The sequence below is a fragment of the Chryseobacterium pennipullorum genome, from assembly GCF_003384725.1.
In the GTDB taxonomy this organism is placed as follows: Bacteria; Bacteroidota; Bacteroidia; order Flavobacteriales; family Weeksellaceae; genus Chryseobacterium; species Chryseobacterium pennipullorum.
In genome coordinates, this window is record NZ_QNVV01000003.1 from 104,249 (window position 1) to 120,247 (window position 15,999).

The 15,999-nt window shown below is 37.9% G+C and carries 16 protein-coding genes; 11 read left to right on the forward strand and 5 right to left on the reverse strand.

Annotated features, from left to right (window positions below):
* Positions 1-127: 127 nt before the first annotated feature.
* From DRF67_RS04915 to DRF67_RS04925, 3 genes are all read right to left on the reverse strand, one after another.
* Positions 128-1,264, reverse strand: coding sequence for a T9SS type A sorting domain-containing protein (locus DRF67_RS04915; protein WP_115927221.1), 1,137 nt, complete (start codon positions 1,262-1,264; stop codon positions 128-130).
* Between the two features lie 191 nt (positions 1,265-1,455).
* The gene (locus tag DRF67_RS04920) at positions 1,456-2,196 is read right to left on the reverse strand and encodes a uroporphyrinogen-III synthase (RefSeq protein WP_115927222.1); all 741 of its coding nucleotides are present in this window, start codon (positions 2,194-2,196) and stop codon (positions 1,456-1,458) included.
* Between the two features lie 12 nt (positions 2,197-2,208).
* Positions 2,209-2,877: a DUF4271 domain-containing protein gene (locus DRF67_RS04925; RefSeq protein ID WP_115927223.1), complete on the reverse strand. Its 669-nt coding sequence runs from the start codon at positions 2,875-2,877 to the stop codon at positions 2,209-2,211.
* Between the two features lie 243 nt (positions 2,878-3,120).
* Between DRF67_RS04925 and DRF67_RS04930 the strand changes: the two genes are divergently transcribed.
* The 4 genes from DRF67_RS04930 to DRF67_RS04945 all read left to right on the forward strand — a co-directional run bounded on the left by DRF67_RS04930 (position 3,121) and on the right by DRF67_RS04945 (position 6,600).
* Positions 3,121-3,837 carry a polyprenol monophosphomannose synthase gene (locus DRF67_RS04930; protein WP_115927224.1) on the forward strand — a complete coding sequence of 239 codons (717 nt, stop codon included), beginning with the start codon at positions 3,121-3,123 and terminating at the stop codon, positions 3,835-3,837.
* The gene (locus tag DRF67_RS04935; protein WP_228435737.1) at positions 3,834-4,280 is read left to right on the forward strand and encodes a DUF4296 domain-containing protein; all 447 of its coding nucleotides are present in this window, start codon (positions 3,834-3,836) and stop codon (positions 4,278-4,280) included. The genes DRF67_RS04930 and DRF67_RS04935 overlap by 4 nt, the downstream gene beginning before the upstream one ends.
* Positions 4,281-4,350: 70 nt before the next feature.
* Positions 4,351-5,481: a tRNA guanosine(34) transglycosylase Tgt gene (tgt, locus tag DRF67_RS04940; RefSeq protein ID WP_115927225.1), complete on the forward strand. Its 1,131-nt coding sequence runs from the start codon at positions 4,351-4,353 to the stop codon at positions 5,479-5,481.
* A gap of 6 nt (positions 5,482-5,487) precedes the next feature.
* Positions 5,488-6,600 carry an LptF/LptG family permease gene (locus DRF67_RS04945; RefSeq protein WP_115927226.1) on the forward strand — a complete coding sequence of 371 codons (1,113 nt, stop codon included), beginning with the start codon at positions 5,488-5,490 and terminating at the stop codon, positions 6,598-6,600.
* Here the strand turns inward: DRF67_RS04945 and DRF67_RS04950 are convergent.
* Positions 6,594-7,307: a biotin--[acetyl-CoA-carboxylase] ligase gene (locus DRF67_RS04950; protein ID WP_115927227.1), complete on the reverse strand. Its 714-nt coding sequence runs from the start codon at positions 7,305-7,307 to the stop codon at positions 6,594-6,596. The two genes, DRF67_RS04945 and DRF67_RS04950, sit on opposite strands and share 7 nt — an antisense overlap.
* An 87-nt stretch (positions 7,308-7,394) precedes the next feature.
* Here DRF67_RS04950 and rsfS point away from each other — a divergent pair, with 87 nt between their 5' ends.
* From rsfS to DRF67_RS04985, 7 genes are all read left to right on the forward strand, one after another.
* Positions 7,395-7,760: a ribosome silencing factor gene (gene rsfS, locus DRF67_RS04955; RefSeq protein WP_050021622.1), complete on the forward strand. Its 366-nt coding sequence runs from the start codon at positions 7,395-7,397 to the stop codon at positions 7,758-7,760.
* 20 nt (positions 7,761-7,780) lie between these two features.
* On the forward strand, positions 7,781-9,802 hold the full coding sequence (ftsH, locus tag DRF67_RS04960) for an ATP-dependent zinc metalloprotease FtsH (protein ID WP_115927228.1): 2,022 nt from the start codon (positions 7,781-7,783) through the stop codon (positions 9,800-9,802).
* Between the two features lie 135 nt (positions 9,803-9,937).
* On the forward strand, positions 9,938-10,519 hold the full coding sequence (locus DRF67_RS04965; protein ID WP_165851745.1) for an LUD domain-containing protein: 582 nt from the start codon (positions 9,938-9,940) through the stop codon (positions 10,517-10,519).
* 24 nt (positions 10,520-10,543) lie between these two features.
* Positions 10,544-11,416, forward strand: a complete 873-nt coding sequence (locus DRF67_RS04970) for a phosphatidate cytidylyltransferase (protein ID WP_115927230.1) — start codon at positions 10,544-10,546, stop codon at positions 11,414-11,416.
* Positions 11,417-11,420: 4 nt separating this feature from the next.
* A complete protein-coding gene (locus DRF67_RS04975; protein ID WP_115927231.1) occupies positions 11,421-12,077 on the forward strand; it encodes a phosphatidylserine decarboxylase family protein in 657 nt (218 codons plus the stop codon).
* Positions 12,078-12,378: 301 nt separating this feature from the next.
* On the forward strand, positions 12,379-13,368 hold the full coding sequence (locus tag DRF67_RS04980; protein WP_115927232.1) for a helix-turn-helix transcriptional regulator: 990 nt from the start codon (positions 12,379-12,381) through the stop codon (positions 13,366-13,368).
* 421 nt (positions 13,369-13,789) lie between these two features.
* A complete protein-coding gene (locus tag DRF67_RS04985; protein WP_115927233.1) occupies positions 13,790-15,592 on the forward strand; it encodes a hypothetical protein in 1,803 nt (600 codons plus the stop codon).
* A 47-nt stretch (positions 15,593-15,639) separates the two neighbouring features.
* On the opposite strand, the gene DRF67_RS04990 is transcribed toward DRF67_RS04985, so the two are convergent.
* Positions 15,640-15,987 carry a DUF1801 domain-containing protein gene (locus tag DRF67_RS04990; RefSeq protein WP_115927234.1) on the reverse strand — a complete coding sequence of 116 codons (348 nt, stop codon included), beginning with the start codon at positions 15,985-15,987 and terminating at the stop codon, positions 15,640-15,642.
* Between the last annotated feature and the right edge of the window lie 12 nt (positions 15,988-15,999).

A 15,999-nucleotide genomic window follows, 5' to 3' on the forward strand; every position in this document is an offset into this window, starting at 1 on the left:
CCCAGTATATTTTTCTCCTTAAAAAGAGTTTTTATACAGGAATTTTATTTCAATGTTAATTCTTGTTCAAATATAAGAAAGGCTATCAGATTTTTGATAGCCTTTATACCTAATATTGATAATCGTGTTATTTTTTTACTGTTTTTATTGTTTTCACAGTCCCGTCATTCATTTTTAAGGTCACAAAATATACGCCTGTTTTTAATTCTCCCAACTGAAGAGAGGAAGATGGTTTTTCAATGGTTTTAACCACTCTGCCCAAAGCGTCAGTGATAGAAGCTGATTCTACTTTGGATACATCGGAAATGTTCAGCACGTCCGTGAAAGGATTTGGAGATACCTGAATCTTTTGGGTGCTGTTGGATACCTCATGAGTGGATAATGCCGCATCATAAGCTGCAATCTGGAATTCTCCGTTGTCTGTGTCAGATTCATATTTCCAAACACTGATGTACAAAGTTGCTCCGGGAGTCTGCCCGGTTAAATTGATTAGGGAAAAGCTTCCTTCGCCATCATCATCGTCACATTCAATTTCTGTTAAGGATCCGCAGGTTCCGCTGTAGACAGTAAGTACCGAGTCTGTAAAGGAAGAATTGGATGCTTCACGGGTTTCAATACTGATGTTCCCGCTGGGAGGAACCACTACGGTAAACCAAACATTATCGGCAGCGTCCACCTGACAGGAAGGAGGGGTTCCGTCAATAGTAGTTCCTTCGTTACTGAACGTAGAAACAGCAGCATCAAAAGTAGTTCCTGCCGTTAATGGTATTGCCTGGGAACAATTATCATTGGTTGGCGGCTGAAATTGATAGGCAGAAATCTGAAATTCACCGCTATCGGTATCAGAATCATATTTCCATACATTGATGTATAAAGTAGTGCCCGGAGCTTGTCCGGTTAAGGTAACAAGAGAGAAAAAATCTTGTCCGCTATCGTCATCACAGGCGATTTCTGTTAATGTACCGCAGGCTCCACTATAAACGGTAAGTACTGAATCATCAAAAGAAGAACCTGTAAGTTCCTGGGTTTCTATTTTAAGATTTCCACTCGCAGGGACTACGACTTTAAACCAGGTATTGTCTACTGCATCTGAATTGCAGGCAGGAGGATTCCCGTCGGTAGTTGCGCCTACATTGGTAGATGTAATGGCTCCCGAAGTAAAATCTGTTCCCACTGTTAACAACGTAGCTCCGGAACATTCGTCGTTTTGGGCGTTGATTAATGTTATTGTTAATAATAACAAACATAGTAATAGTTTTTTCATAATAATTTTTTTAAATTTTTAACATTGTGTAAATAATAACACATAAATGTATTAAATAAATTAAAATGAATAATGAAAAATAAATTTATTTTTGAGCCAGCAAAAAGGATGTGGTCTGCTGCTGCTTATGATAGATGCAAAAACGCCAGCTTTTCCAAAGAAAAGCTGGCGTTTGACAGATGTATTAAAGGCTATTTATGAAGAGCCTTAATGTATTTTTCAAGGGCCATTGTCATAGAAGGAGTTTCCTTCGTAGGCGCCATTAAGTCTACTTTTAATCCTGCTTCTTCTGCAGCGGCTAAAGTCGTGTTTCCGAAAACGCCGATCTTTGTTTCTTCCTGCTTGAATTCCGGGAAATTTTGCTGTAAAGATTTGATTCCCTGCGGGCTGAAGAAGATCAGCATGTCATAATCTTTGATGTTGATATCCGTAAGATCACTGCATACAGTACGGTACATGATTGCTCTTGTCCATTCCACATTGGCAGAATCCATGGTTTTTATAGTATCCGGGCTTAAGACATCTGAGGAGGGCAACAGATATTTTTCAGTAGGAAACTTTTTGAAAAGAGGAAGCAGGTCTGAGAAGTTTTTTTCACCAAAGCTGATTTTTCTTTTTCGGTATACAATATGTTTCTGAAGATAGTTGGCAATTGCTTCCGACTGACAGATATATCTCATGGTATCCGGAACCGCAAATCGCAGTTCTTCTGCAAGTCTGAAGTAATGGTCAATAGCATTTTTACTGGTAAAAATAATACCGGTATACTGAGTCAGATCTATTTTCTGTGTTCTGAGCTCTTTATTATCTACCCCCTCGACATGGATAAATGGACGGAAATCAATCTTTATTTTTTCCTTCTTTGCAATATCCAGATATGGAGAAGACTCACTAGGCGCTGGTTGAGAAACCAATATAGACTTTATTCTCATCATTGACATTTATTAAAAAAATAACAACTTCCAAAGCAGTAATAATGGTGCGATTTGGAGCGTGCAAATATACAAAAATTTATAATACCATTTCTCCGGAAGAATCTTGTTCTTGTGAAATAAATAGAAAAAAACCTTGAAGATGAACACAAAAGAAAAGAACAGGAAATAATATAAAAACATTTTATTTCTGTCTATGGGGAAGTAATAATGGGCTACACAAAGAATTATTAGCAAAAATGACAGAATAAAATAAAATTTTGTGGAGGTAAAGTAAAAAATAGTCCATTTTTTTCCATCACCTATACTTTGATAAAACAGAAATCCCAATGCGGATCTCGTGATATAAAAAAACAGAACAGCCAGTAAAGTATACCCGAATTTATTCAACTGATATCCAAAAAGCTGCAGGTCGGCAACGAATTTCGGAACCACAGGAATATACTGAGAGAGTAAAACTGACAAAGTAAGAGTCATCACGCAGGAGGTGATGATCCAGCTGGGAAGGTTGTTACTCGCGTCAAAATATTTTTGAAGTAGAAAATCTCTGAGGCTCGCGTCCCTTTCTATAATGTTCATCATGAAAACATATAAAAAGATGCAGCCTACAAGAATAAAAATTACCCAGTCATTATTCTCAGGTATTCTTACATGATTGACGAAGTTCGGTGATCCTGGCAAATTTTAATTTTTTTTTAGTTTTAATTTAACAGTACCATCTCACAGGCTGGCACGGATTTTCTTTTCCCATGATCTGTGAATGGAATAGCTAATCTATATTTCTCACTGGTTTTTGCATATCATTCAGATCTGCTGGACAAAAGTGATCTTTCGTCTGCATATTCTGTGAGAAATATTTTTGCAAAATTATAGATTATTTTGTATAAAATAAAAAGGTTAAATAAACTATCTTTGCAGACTGAAATGAAAAAACTCGTCATCATCCCAACCTATAACGAAAAGGAAAATATTGAAAATATTATTTCCGCGGTTTTTGCATTGGAGGACGACTTTCATATTTTAGTGGTTGACGATTCTTCTCCGGATGGAACTGCAAACATAGTAAAAGCCTTGCAGAAAAGGCATCCGCATCACCTGCATTTGTCGGTAAGACACGTGAAAGACGGTCTGGGAAAGGCTTATATCCATGGTTTTAAATGGGCCATTGAGTATAAGTATGATTATATTTTTGAGATGGATGCTGATTTTTCGCATAATCCTAATGATCTTCCTAAACTTTTCGAGGCCTGTATGAATGCCGATATGGTAATTGGCTCACGCTATTCAAAAGGGGTGAATGTGGTCAACTGGCCAATGGGGAGGGTTTTGCTGTCCTATTTTGCATCAAAATATGTAAGATTTGTTTTAGGTCTTCCGATTCATGATACCACAGCAGGATTTGTTTGCTTTTCCAGGAAAGTGCTGGAAGAGATTGGCTTGGATAATGTGAGACTGAAAGGCTATGGATTTCAGATTGAAATGAAATTCAGAGCGTATAAGAAAGGCTTCAGAATTGTAGAAGTTCCCATTATATTTACCAACAGGATCCTCGGAGAAAGTAAAATGAACGGGGGAATCATTCATGAAGCAGTTTTTGGTGTTTTAAACTTAAAGTGGAAATCCCTTATCAACAGATTATGAAACAGAGCATGACTCATTCTTCTCATACAGGGGAACATTTATATGCAAAGTTCCATCAGGCCTTTATACATTGGATGAATAGGCTGGTCTTTATTTTCGTGTTAACAGGTCTGTTTTCATGCAGTGACTTTATTGATAAGCCTAAAAACCTTGTTGATAAAGAGGTTATGGCTGAGATTATTGCCGATTTTACGATTAATGAACAAGCCACCTATATGTATCTGAACAAAAATATGGAGGCAGGTACCCGGTTTATTCTAAAATCCCATAATGTGAAGCCAGCAGATTTTGTTGATAGCTTTAAATATTACGTAATTAAAGATCAGATGGATGGTATTGCCAATGATGCAAAAGAAATACTGCTAAAAAAAGATCCTAAAGCGGAAAAATATATAAACGATAAACTGAAGAAGAATGGAAGCATAGCTCCTTTGGTGAGATAATGATGCAGAAATATATTCCATTCCAATATAAAAGAAGTCACTGGCGACAGTGAATTAAAAAAGTATACGGATGAAATTTTTTAATATAGAAAAAACCTCTGAAGGAAAAGCAAGAGCAGGGGAGATTACCACAGACCACGGAAAGATTCAGACTCCTATTTTTATGCCTGTGGGAACGGTGGCTAGTGTAAAAACGGTTCATCAGAGAGAATTAAAAGAAGATATCAAAGCCCAGATCATTCTGGGAAATACCTATCACCTGTACCTTCGTCCCGGTATGGAAACAATGCAGGATGCGGGTGGTTTACATAAATTTATGAACTGGGATCTTCCTATTCTTACAGATTCTGGTGGTTTTCAGGTGTTTTCATTGGCGAGCAACAGGAAAATGACAGAAGAAGGGGCCAGATTTAAATCCCATATTGATGGAAGCTATCACATGTTCTCTCCTGAAAGATCAATGGAAATTCAAAGACAGATCGGAGCCGATATTTTTATGGCCTTCGACGAATGTACTCCATATCCGTGTGAGTATAACCAGGCAAAATTGTCGATGGAGCTTACCCACCGATGGCTGAAAAGATGTATTGACTGGACGAATGATAATCCTGAGCTGTATGGCCACAAACAAAGGCTTTTCCCAATCGTTCAGGGATCTACCTATTCTGATTTGAGAAAAATTTCTGCTGAAGTGATTTCTGAAGCAGGAGCTGAAGGAAATGCTATTGGAGGGCTTTCTGTAGGAGAGCCGGAAGAAGAAATGTACAGAATCACAGATGAAGTAACAGACATTCTTCCCAAAGAGAAACCAAGATACCTGATGGGCGTAGGAACTCCGTGGAATATCCTTGAATCTATCGGCCTGGGAATCGATATGATGGATTGTGTAATGCCGACAAGAAATGCCAGAAATGCCATGCTCTTTACATGGCAGGGGGTAATGAACCTTAAAAATGAAAAGTGGAAGCGCGATTTTTCTCCTCTGGACGAATTCGGAACCAGTTTCGTAGACAGAGAATATTCAAAGGCGTATCTTCGTCACTTGTTTGTGTCTAAAGAATATCTGGCAAAACAAATTGCTTCTATCCATAACCTTGCGTTTTACCTTGATCTGGTAAAAGTAGCAAGAGAACATATCCTTGCAGGGGATTTTTATGAGTGGAAAAACTCTGTAGTTCCTGTTCTAAGACAAAGACTTTAAAAGACTATGCTTAAGATCGTAGACAGATATATCATCAAAAAATATCTTGGAACATTCAGTTTCATGCTCATACTGCTGTCTATAGTAGTCCTTGTGATAGATGTTCAGCAGAAGATCCCGAGAATTGAAAATGCAAAGGCTATTGATCCTAAACTGGATCTGGTTTATTTTCTTCTCCATTTTTATCCTTTCTGGATTATAAATCTTGTGGTAACATTCCTGTCTATCCTGGTATTTATTACCGTAATCTACTTCACCTCCAGAATGGCAAACAATACGGAAATTGTAGCCATTATCAGTAGTGGTGCGAGTTTTCACAGGTTTGCAAAGCCCTATCTTTACACTTCCATTCTGATTGCTTTATTGTCTCTTACAGTCAATCATATGGTGCTTCCATGGGCCAATATCAAGAAAAATGAGCTGGAAGCCTATACCTATAATGCGGCCAATAAAGAAAAGATCTTAGGAACGGCACCCGCTTCCTCACAGCTCAGCAAAACCGAATATATTTTTGTTGAATCCTGGAACAAAAGAGAGAAAAGAGGATCCAGCTTCGTATATCAGAAATTTGATAAAGACCGCAGAATGTTGTTTGAGCTCAAAGCCACTGAAGTATTCTGGGATGCCGCTAAAAAACAGTTTGTTTTAAATAATTATTCAGAAAAGACCATCAATAAAGACAACTCGGAGAAGCTGGGCAACGGAACAGAGCTGAGAAAAAACTATGGACATTCTCCGGAAGAACTTTTCCCGAATGAGCTATTGGGGCAGAATAAAACTACACCCGAGCTTGTGAAATTTATTCAGAGGGAGAAGGAAAGAGGAAACAGTAACCTGAACTCTTATCTTAACGAGCTGCACCAGCGGACCTCCATGCCTGTCTCTATCATAATTCTTACCTTTTTGGCGTTGTCTTTGGCTTCACAAAAGAAAAGAGGAGGGTTGGGAATTAATCTCGCGATAGGAATTTCATTGGCGTTTCTGTTCGTATTTTCTTTTGAGGCTCTAAAAGTAGTTTCTGAAAACAAAAGCTTGTCTCCGGCGGTGGCGATGTGGCTGCCCAATATGGTATTCCTGCCACTTACTTTATATCTCTACCTTAAAAGAGCCAATCAGTAAAGAAGTTTTATCTGTTTATGATAGAAAGATCGCATTCCGCTTTCCAGCTCAACCCATAGTTCTCCCTGGGGGTCTGCATTCCGGATAATGCCATTTTGTCTCTCTTTGTCAATTTCAAAGACCGATATTTCGTCTTTCCGGAACAGATTTTTATTGAATTCGTTCAGGATTTCTTCTTCAGAAGGAATATTCCTTAGTTTTTCCGTCAGAAATTCCTGAAGCTGAAAAGCAAGGTCCTCAAGGCTAAATTCTTTCCCAGTCTGGGTCAGAAGTGATCCGGCACTGGAAATTTCATCAAATTTGTCCTGCAGGACATTGATGCCGGCACCAATGATAAAATAATTATTTCGATTAATTTTTTTCTTTTCTATTAATATTCCCACTATTTTTTTACCTTTAAGGATAATATCATTAGGCCACTTGATTTTGACGTCATGATCAGCCATTTTGGCAAGGAAATCCCTGATAATAATTGCGGTATAATAATTGAATATAAAGTCGGAACACAGGATGTTTTGAGTGTTCACTGCCAGCGTATAAGCGAGGTTTTTTCCGGCAGTCTGAGTCCATACATTTCCATACTGTCCGCGGCCTTTGGTCTGGTTGAAAGTATGAAGTCCGATAAAATCTGAATTTTCATAAAGTAAAAACTTTGATATTTCGTCATTAGTAGAAGAACATTCTTTCAGGTAAAAGAGTTGGCTCATTTAAGAAAACTTTAAGACATTAAGGGGGTAAAAGTAAGGTTAAAGTAAAGAAAAAACAATAAATTTGCAGATTATAGTATTTTTTTAATGAATAAAACAACAGAAAAACAAGAATTATTAGATAAAATCGTTGAAGCTATCCAGGATGTAAAAGGTGAAGATATCATGGTCTTCGATCTTTCCAACATTGAAAACTCAGTAGCAGAAACGTTCGTAATCTGTAGCGGAAACTCAAACACGCAGGTGGCTGCATTGGCAGGAAGCGTAGAGAAGAAGGTACGAAACGAACTTAAGGAAAGACCTTGGCATGTGGAAGGTACTGAGAACGCGATGTGGGTATTGGTGGATTATGTTTCGGTGGTGGTTCATATATTTCAAAAACAGGTACGGGAGTACTATGACATCGAAGAGCTTTGGGGTGACGCTGTCATTACCAAAATTGAAAATGAGTAATAAAATTTTAAAAAGTATAAATGAATAATAAAGGATTCAACTGGTTCTTTCCTATTGCAATCATAGCTCTTTTGCTATTCTTTGGCTCCAATTTCCTAGGAGGTGACGCTGCAAAATCTATTGATGAAGATGGTTTCTTTAGAGAAATGCAGGCGGGGAAAGTCCAGAATATAATTATATACAAAGACATAGAGAAAGCGGATGTTTTCCTGACAAAAGAAGCAAAATCAGCAACGGTTGCCAAATCTGGCAAAGAAAACAACCCTCTTTCTGCATTTGAAATGGCTCCTAAAGCAGACTATTCTGTAAAATATGGAGACCTTCAACTTTTCCTTCAGAAATTTGAACAGATAAAAGCTGATAATCCGGCGATAAAAACAGCAAAAGACTATGGAGCAGGCAAAAGTCCGTTCATGGATATTCTGGTGTCTGCATTGATCTGGATTGCCATTCTGGGATTATTCTACTTCCTTCTTTTCAGAAAGATGGGCGGTGGCGGAGGTCATGGCGGACAGATTTTCTCTATCGGAAAATCAAAAGCCAAGCTTTTTGACGAAAAAGAAAGAATTCAGGTAACATTCAAGGATGTTGCAGGACTGGAAGGTGCCAAAGAAGAAGTTCAGGAAGTTGTGGACTTCTTGAAAAACTCTGAAAAATATACCAAGCTGGGAGGTAAAATTCCTAAAGGTGTTCTTTTGGTAGGCCCTCCGGGAACCGGTAAAACATTGCTGGCAAAAGCTGTTGCCGGCGAAGCTAAAGTACCGTTCTTCTCCCTTTCAGGATCTGACTTTGTTGAAATGTTTGTAGGAGTAGGAGCTTCAAGGGTAAGAGACCTTTTTGCCCAGGCAAAAGCGAAATCTCCGGCGATCATCTTTATCGATGAGATTGATGCCATCGGACGTGCAAGAGGAAAAAATAATTTCTCAGGCGGAAACGACGAAAGAGAAAACACCCTGAATCAGCTTCTTACCGAGATGGATGGTTTCGGAACCGATACCAACGTTATTGTAATGGCTGCGACCAACAGAGCCGATATCCTGGATAAAGCTTTAATGAGAGCAGGACGTTTTGACCGTTCCATTTATGTGGATCTTCCTGAGCTACACGAAAGAAGACAGATCTTTGATGTACATTTGAAAAAGATCAAACTTGATGACAATGTAGACAGAGAGTTCCTGGCAAAACAAACTCCCGGATTCAGTGGAGCCGATATTGCCAATGTGTGTAACGAAGCAGCCCTGATTGCAGCAAGAAATAATCATACTTCCGTAACCAAGCAGGATTTCCTTGATGCGGTGGATAGGATCATTGGTGGTCTTGAAAAGAAAAATAAAGCAATCAAGCCTTCTGAAAAAAGAAGAGTGGCATATCATGAAGCAGGACACGCTACCATCTCATGGCTGGTAGAACATGCCTCTCCGCTTTTAAAAGTAACGATTGTTCCGAGAGGACGTTCATTAGGAGCAGCATGGTATCTTCCTGAAGAAAGACAGCTTACCACTACAGAGCAGATGCTTGATGAAATGTGTGCAACATTGGGAGGAAGAGCAGCAGAACAGGTGATCTTCAACAATATTTCCACAGGAGCTTTATCTGACCTTGAAAATGTGACGAAAAGAGCTCAGGCGATGGTTACCATCTATGGATTGAGCCCGAATATCGGAAACATCTCTTATTATGACAGCTCCGGCCAGTCTGAGTATAATTTTGGAAAACCTTATTCTGAGGAAACCGCTACAAAAATTGATGCCGAGATCAAATCGATCATCGAAAATCAATACGAAAGAGCGGTAAGAATCCTTGACGAAAATAAGGACAAACTGGATGCTTTGGCAAATAAACTCCTGGAGAAAGAAGTTATTTTCCGTGAAGACCTGGAAGATATTTTCGGAAAGAGAGCATGGGATCCTGAATTGACAGAAAAACCGGTTACCAATACTATTCCGGAAAAAGATCTGCCAGAAGTACTAACAGCTCCCCAGATCAAAGAAAAGGAGGAAGAAAGCGAAATACAGGCTCCTGAAAGCCCGACGCAGCTTTAATACCTCAAAAAAATAAAACGGTAAAAAACCTGACAACCTCAAATTGTCAGGTTTTTTCATATTTAAAGAGATATTTTGAACGCTATTGTAATTTATTTTCTATTTTTGTATAAAGTTGACTAAAAATAGATTAAGTTGAATTTATTCAAGAGGATTGTAAGCAAACTTACCAACCAGCCTGAAGAAGAGGATAAACAGAGCCTGGAGAAGCTTGGGGATTCGCTGAAAAATGCGGATCTTGACTATAAGTTTGCGCAATTATTTACGCATTCAGGGGGATTTTTTAATTATTGTGCAGATGAAGCGGAAGCTCTACAAACTTTAAATCAGATTATCAAGATAGAAGGTATTGGCAACCTTTTCTGTTGGGATAAAGAACTTCAGAACTTCTTAAATGTTGTGAAGTCTGCCTATACTTCAGAATTGCAATCGTCCAATGATGCTGCATTCATTACCTGTGAATATTTGATCGCATATGATGGAAGGATTATGCTTTCCCATAATAATATCCTTCATTACCATTCCTCAAGGCTTCCCGATAAGATCATCATCATTGCCAATGTTTCTCAGATTGTGAATAACCTGAATGATGCCATGGGAAAAATAAAAAGAAATGGAAATATCAAGAACCTAACTTCCATCAGTGGGAGCCAGTCTAAAATGGACAGTTCTTCCAATTCCAATACAAAACTATTTCTATTGCTGCTTGAAGATTAAGCACCCACTTCTAAATTTTAAATTTTGGACAAAAACCTCATTCAAAGAACCATTTCAGGCCTGGTCTATGTAGCCATTATCATTCTCTGCTCAACTCCACTGGGAGCACAGCTTATCAATAGTGTTTTTCCGGGGATTATTCAACAGCAGTATCTGTATTACGGGTTGATGAGCCTTTTGCTTGTAGTGGGTACTTGGGAGTCTGTTAAAATCATGAAATTCGGAAAAGGGTACGAAAAGTGGGTGGTTTTTCCAATGGCTATTTTTATATTTTATATTTTTTCCAAAAGATATTTTCATCACGATTTCTTTTTTGACTTCAGGCTGAGTGAAATTCTGGCGCTTGCGCTGATCGGGATTGCAGTAGTGACACTGTTTAAGTATCCCACCGAATTATATTATGACAGCGGAAAACTTATTTTTACAGTTATTTACGTGGCTCTTCCCTTCAGTTTTGCCTTAGGCCTGCCGAAGTTTTCGAGTTATAATGATACATTCTCTCTGGAGGTCCTTTTCCTGTTTATTCTGATATGGAGTAGTGATACTTTTGCCTATCTGGTTGGAAAATTCTTTGGAAAACATAAAATGGCTCCTAAAATCTCACCCAAAAAAACATGGGAAGGGTATGCGGGAGGAGTAGTGCTGACGTTAGTGTTGTCCTACTTTATAGAACATTATCAACCCGAACTGAGAGGAAACTGGATGGTTGTAGGCTTCCTGGTGGCAGCTTTTGCACCGCTGGGAGATTTGGTAGAGAGCCAGCTGAAAAGAAATTTCGGTGTGAAAGACAGTGGAAACATCATTCCCGGACATGGAGGTGTTTTAGATCGACTGGATAGTTTTATTATCTGCGTTCCTGTCGTATATTTGTACTTTATTTTAGAAAAATTTATTTAGTCTCATGAAATTACATAGAGAATCAAAAGGAACGATTACCGTAGCGACCATACTATTTATTATTCTGGGAGCTTTGGCAATCTATTTTCTTGAAATGTGGTCACTTTTGATCATTATGCCTTTGCTGGTTGTTTACAGTCTTGTATTCTGGTTTTTCAGAGTGCCGGACAGAGATATTCTAGACCACAAAGAAAACGTTATCGCGCCGGTTGACGGAAAAGTAGTGATGATTAAAGAAGTGGATGAAACCGAATTTCTGAAGGAAAAAGCCATTCAGGTTTCTATTTTTATGTCACCACTGAATGTCCACATCTGCAGATATCCCGTTTCCGGAAAAGTGATATACAAAAAATACCATCCCGGAAAGTATCTGGTAGCCTGGCATGAAAAATCCTCTACAGAAAATGAAAGAACAACGGTAGCTGTGGAAACACAGACTAATCATAAAGTAGTTTTCAGACAGATTGCTGGTTATGTGGCGAGAAGGATTGTTTTCTATTGTAATGAGGGAGATCAGGCAAAAGCCGGGCATGAGTTCGGATTTATCAAATTTGGTTCAAGAATGGACGTTTTCCTGCCTTTGGATACTGAGATTGTATGTAAGATCGGAGATATTACAAAAGGAGGTTTGGATGTCATTGCCAGATTAAAAGAAAACTAGAACGTCTTATGTATAGATAAAAGTAAGAGAGGACCATGCCGGTTCTCTCTTTTTTATTGAGTTTTTAGTACTCGTGAGTATTAATAAGTATGTTCGTTTTCTGTTTTTTCTATTCCAGATAAATAATTTTGCAGATGCCAAGCAATAGTAATATCTGTGTTTTTTAGACTATTGGAGAAAAAATAATGTACATCATATTTTTTTAACGGATTAATACGGCTAAGCTATTTTGTTTTGGTAAACGGATGTTCCAGAAGGTACCAATACCAACCTGGAATTTTATTAATAGACAAAAAATAAAATGATTTACAGATTTTTCTTTAAAATGATTAACGATGAACAGGAGAAGACAGGAGATTTTGATAATAATTATCAGCACCTTATTAATCGGTATCTGCTATTTTTATTTTTCATTTTCCTATTCTATTCTGTTTTTATCATTACTTTTTTTGGAGATCTACTGATTTCGACCTTCCTTACAGTGATTACCTTCTTCTGGCTTTTCCTTCTGGCTATAAAAAGTAAAACACAACGCTTCAGGAAAAATCTTAAAACAATGATTATTTCAATTATTGTATTGCTTACTTTTATTGTTAGTTTTTTTTATATTCACACGCATAAGAATGCGGGAGTAGAATATTTTTATTTTTGCATCTTATTTGCTATTCCATTCTTTCTCAATTATAAAAAAGACTCTTTTGTCATATTTTTTATTGTTTTTATCATCAGCATTAATTTCATTGGCAGTCTGTATTTCGATCTTGATTTTATCCCCAGAAGCAGGTTCTTTAAGCAGGGGGATTTCAAAATTGTCAAACTCTGGAATATTTTGTTTTCGATTACCTGCTTTTCGATGGATATCGTCTTTATCGCTCAAAAAGACAAGCTGATCAACGGGCTGATCGTCAAGACCAGAATAAAAGATTCAACCATTAAAGATCTGGAGAAGACCAATGCAGAATTGATGAAGCATCAGATGCTTATCAATCATCTCACTGAAGAAAATATCCAGGAAATTTTAAGTTTGGCTGAAAGTAATTCCCCGGTATTTTTTGAAAAATTCCAGGTGTTTTTTCCACACTTTATTCCAGAGCTGTTAGTGATCAATAGCAATCTCATTCATTCCGAACTTTATTTTTGTGCATTGATGAAACTTGACTTTGATACCAAGAAAATTGCTCAGTGTACCAATAACAGCATCAGAGCTGTAGAAAGTAAAAAGTACAGAATACGTAAAAAACTGAACATTTCCTCTGAAATCAACATCAACAGCTTTCTGATAAAAATTTAATAAAAGATGCTCGTGAGTTTTACTACTTATAAGTAAAAATGTTCAGTTGGGTAACCATTTTAAAATAAGCAGAAATACCATTGCCAAATGGAGATCTATTTTTAAGATCTAATCAGGCATTACTGGAAGATTATGTTTTGTTAAAACAAACAAATTTATTATTTACAATATTTGACTCGTAATTTAAATACTATCAATTTTATTTTTCACTTTCATTTTATAGGTTCCATTTTTACATTTTTTTATTTTTTATTGAATCACTTTTTAAGTTTAGAATGAGAGCGCTCCGTACGTTTTGCTACGCGTGAGTAGTATTGCGTAGTCATATTTGCGGTTATAAACAGCTGGAGATGATAATTTTGCCTCAACAGGATGTTATCTGTTTAAAGAAGGTGAATGAATAAACAATGATAATTTATAAATGATGAAAACAACACGTACAACAATCGGGGTAAGAATTGTAGTTCTTGCTTTCCTTTTAATTTTTGGAAATTTGATTTCACAGACCCACAATGGTGCTGTAGGGATCAATACTACCACTCCCAATCCGAATTCAGTTTTGGATGTAGTATCAGGAAATAATAACAAAGGAATTCTTATTCCCCGTCTTAATGAGTCTCAGAGAGATGCGATGGTAATAAATAAACCCACAGATGATGGATTAACGATTTACAATACCACAGAAGATTGTTTTAATTACTGGAGTTTGGCTGACGATGAATGGAAAAGTGTCTGCGGACAGCTGGGAAAATCTGTTTTTACGATAGACTGCGCCGATTCTAAGGCGATGGGGACTTATGTGAAAGGGAAAGAACTGACCAATTCTAATTATCTTAGGATCTCGGTAAATGTAACTAAATTGGGGAATTATACCATTTCCGGTACCACAGCAAACGGATATAATTTCTACGGAACCGGAGTTTTTCTAAATACAGGAATTCAAAAAATACAGATTCCCGGGCAGGGGACCCCGGAGAACATCCAGACCGATACAATTGAAATCAGTGCTAACGGAGGAGACGTTACCTGTACTCCACCAGTTTCTGTAACCGTTCTAAGCCCTGCAGGAACGTATACGATGAGCTGCGGTAACGCAAAGGTAAACGGAGTCTATAAAGTAGGAACGGAGCTTACAGCTTCCAATACCATTACTTTACCGGTTAATGTTTCAACAATGGGAAGTTATACCATTTCCACAAATACCGTGGACGGAATTTCTTTTAGCGGATCAGGAACGTTTACTGCAACGGGAAACCAGAATGTAACATTAAGTGGAACAGGAAGACCTACTTCTACCTCAGTAAAGACGATCACTATTACTTCTGACAGCCAGGGTGGGGTTTCCACCACCTGTTCTGTAGATGTGATTGTTGTCATTCCAAAGAAAACAGTCTTGCACATTGGACTTGAAACCGCCTATGGCTACAGTGCCTTTACGGGACCATCAAGAAATTTGATGGACTCTCCTTCCAATTTCGGAACCACTGCTACAAGCGTCGTAAAATACGAAGGATTTAATCATATTTCCTTAGGAAACTCCCCTTCCTCTACTGCGCTTCAGAATGCTCTTAACAATAAGCCGGATATTGTTATTATAGGATACAGCTATTCTCCGAATACAACGGAGGCAGGATATATTGCGAACTATTTGAATAAAAAAGGAGTCGTTATTGCACTTACAGATGATACAGGTTCTGCACAGAACTTATTCAGATCAATATTTTCAGATCCTACCATTTCAGCTTCTAACGGAGCAGGCGCTGGTTCGGTATACGCACTTACCAATACCAATGATCCTGTATTGAATGGCCCTTTTGGTGATGTCAGAGGAAAAAACTGGGGGGAGGACGCTTCTACAACAGTTAGCATAACAGGACTTTCGAGTGAATTTGTTCCGTTCAGTTACGCCCAACCCATTAACAGTAGTACAGCCAGAACAGGTATAACAGGTCTTAGAAATAGTAATTTGAGCTTTATATGGTTTGGTGACGGAGGTTTCTTAAGTAACGGAAATGCCAATGGAAATCAGGCGAACAGCAATACAATCGAACCCTTTGTAGCCCCTAGTTCAGGAGGATACTTCCCGGTTCAGAAATCGGCATATGGATATGGAGGTAACGGATATTCCGCAGGGGGAATGCAGGTACAAAACTCAATTCTTTTTGCCAATATGATTGCCTGGGCAATTAAGCAGGCAGAGTTTAGTGGAATTAACACACAATGATGAAGTGTTTTATGAAGGGCTCCGGTACGGTAATCGTATCGGAGTTTTTATTTGATATAGCTCTTCACTTCTTTTGTCAGTTTCAAAATAAAGTCTATTGGCAGATCCTCCTGTACATCAATCAAAAGGATTTTAAACTTTTTTCTGCCATCCTGGATTAGTTGTGGATAATCTAATTTGTCGCCGTGATAAAAACTGAGGTAATGCTTTTTGTATTTCTTGCTGTAATAGAAATAGCATAGCATTTTCTTTTTATACTTAATAAACGGAAGTCCAAAGCTTAAGGTCTCGGTGATGTTTTCCGGATCAGAAGCGAGGATCTTTTCCCTTAAAAACAAAAGAGTACTTCTTTCAGGCTCTTCGATTCTGTAGAAATACTCTTGTATAGGATTCATTTCAGTTGAAAA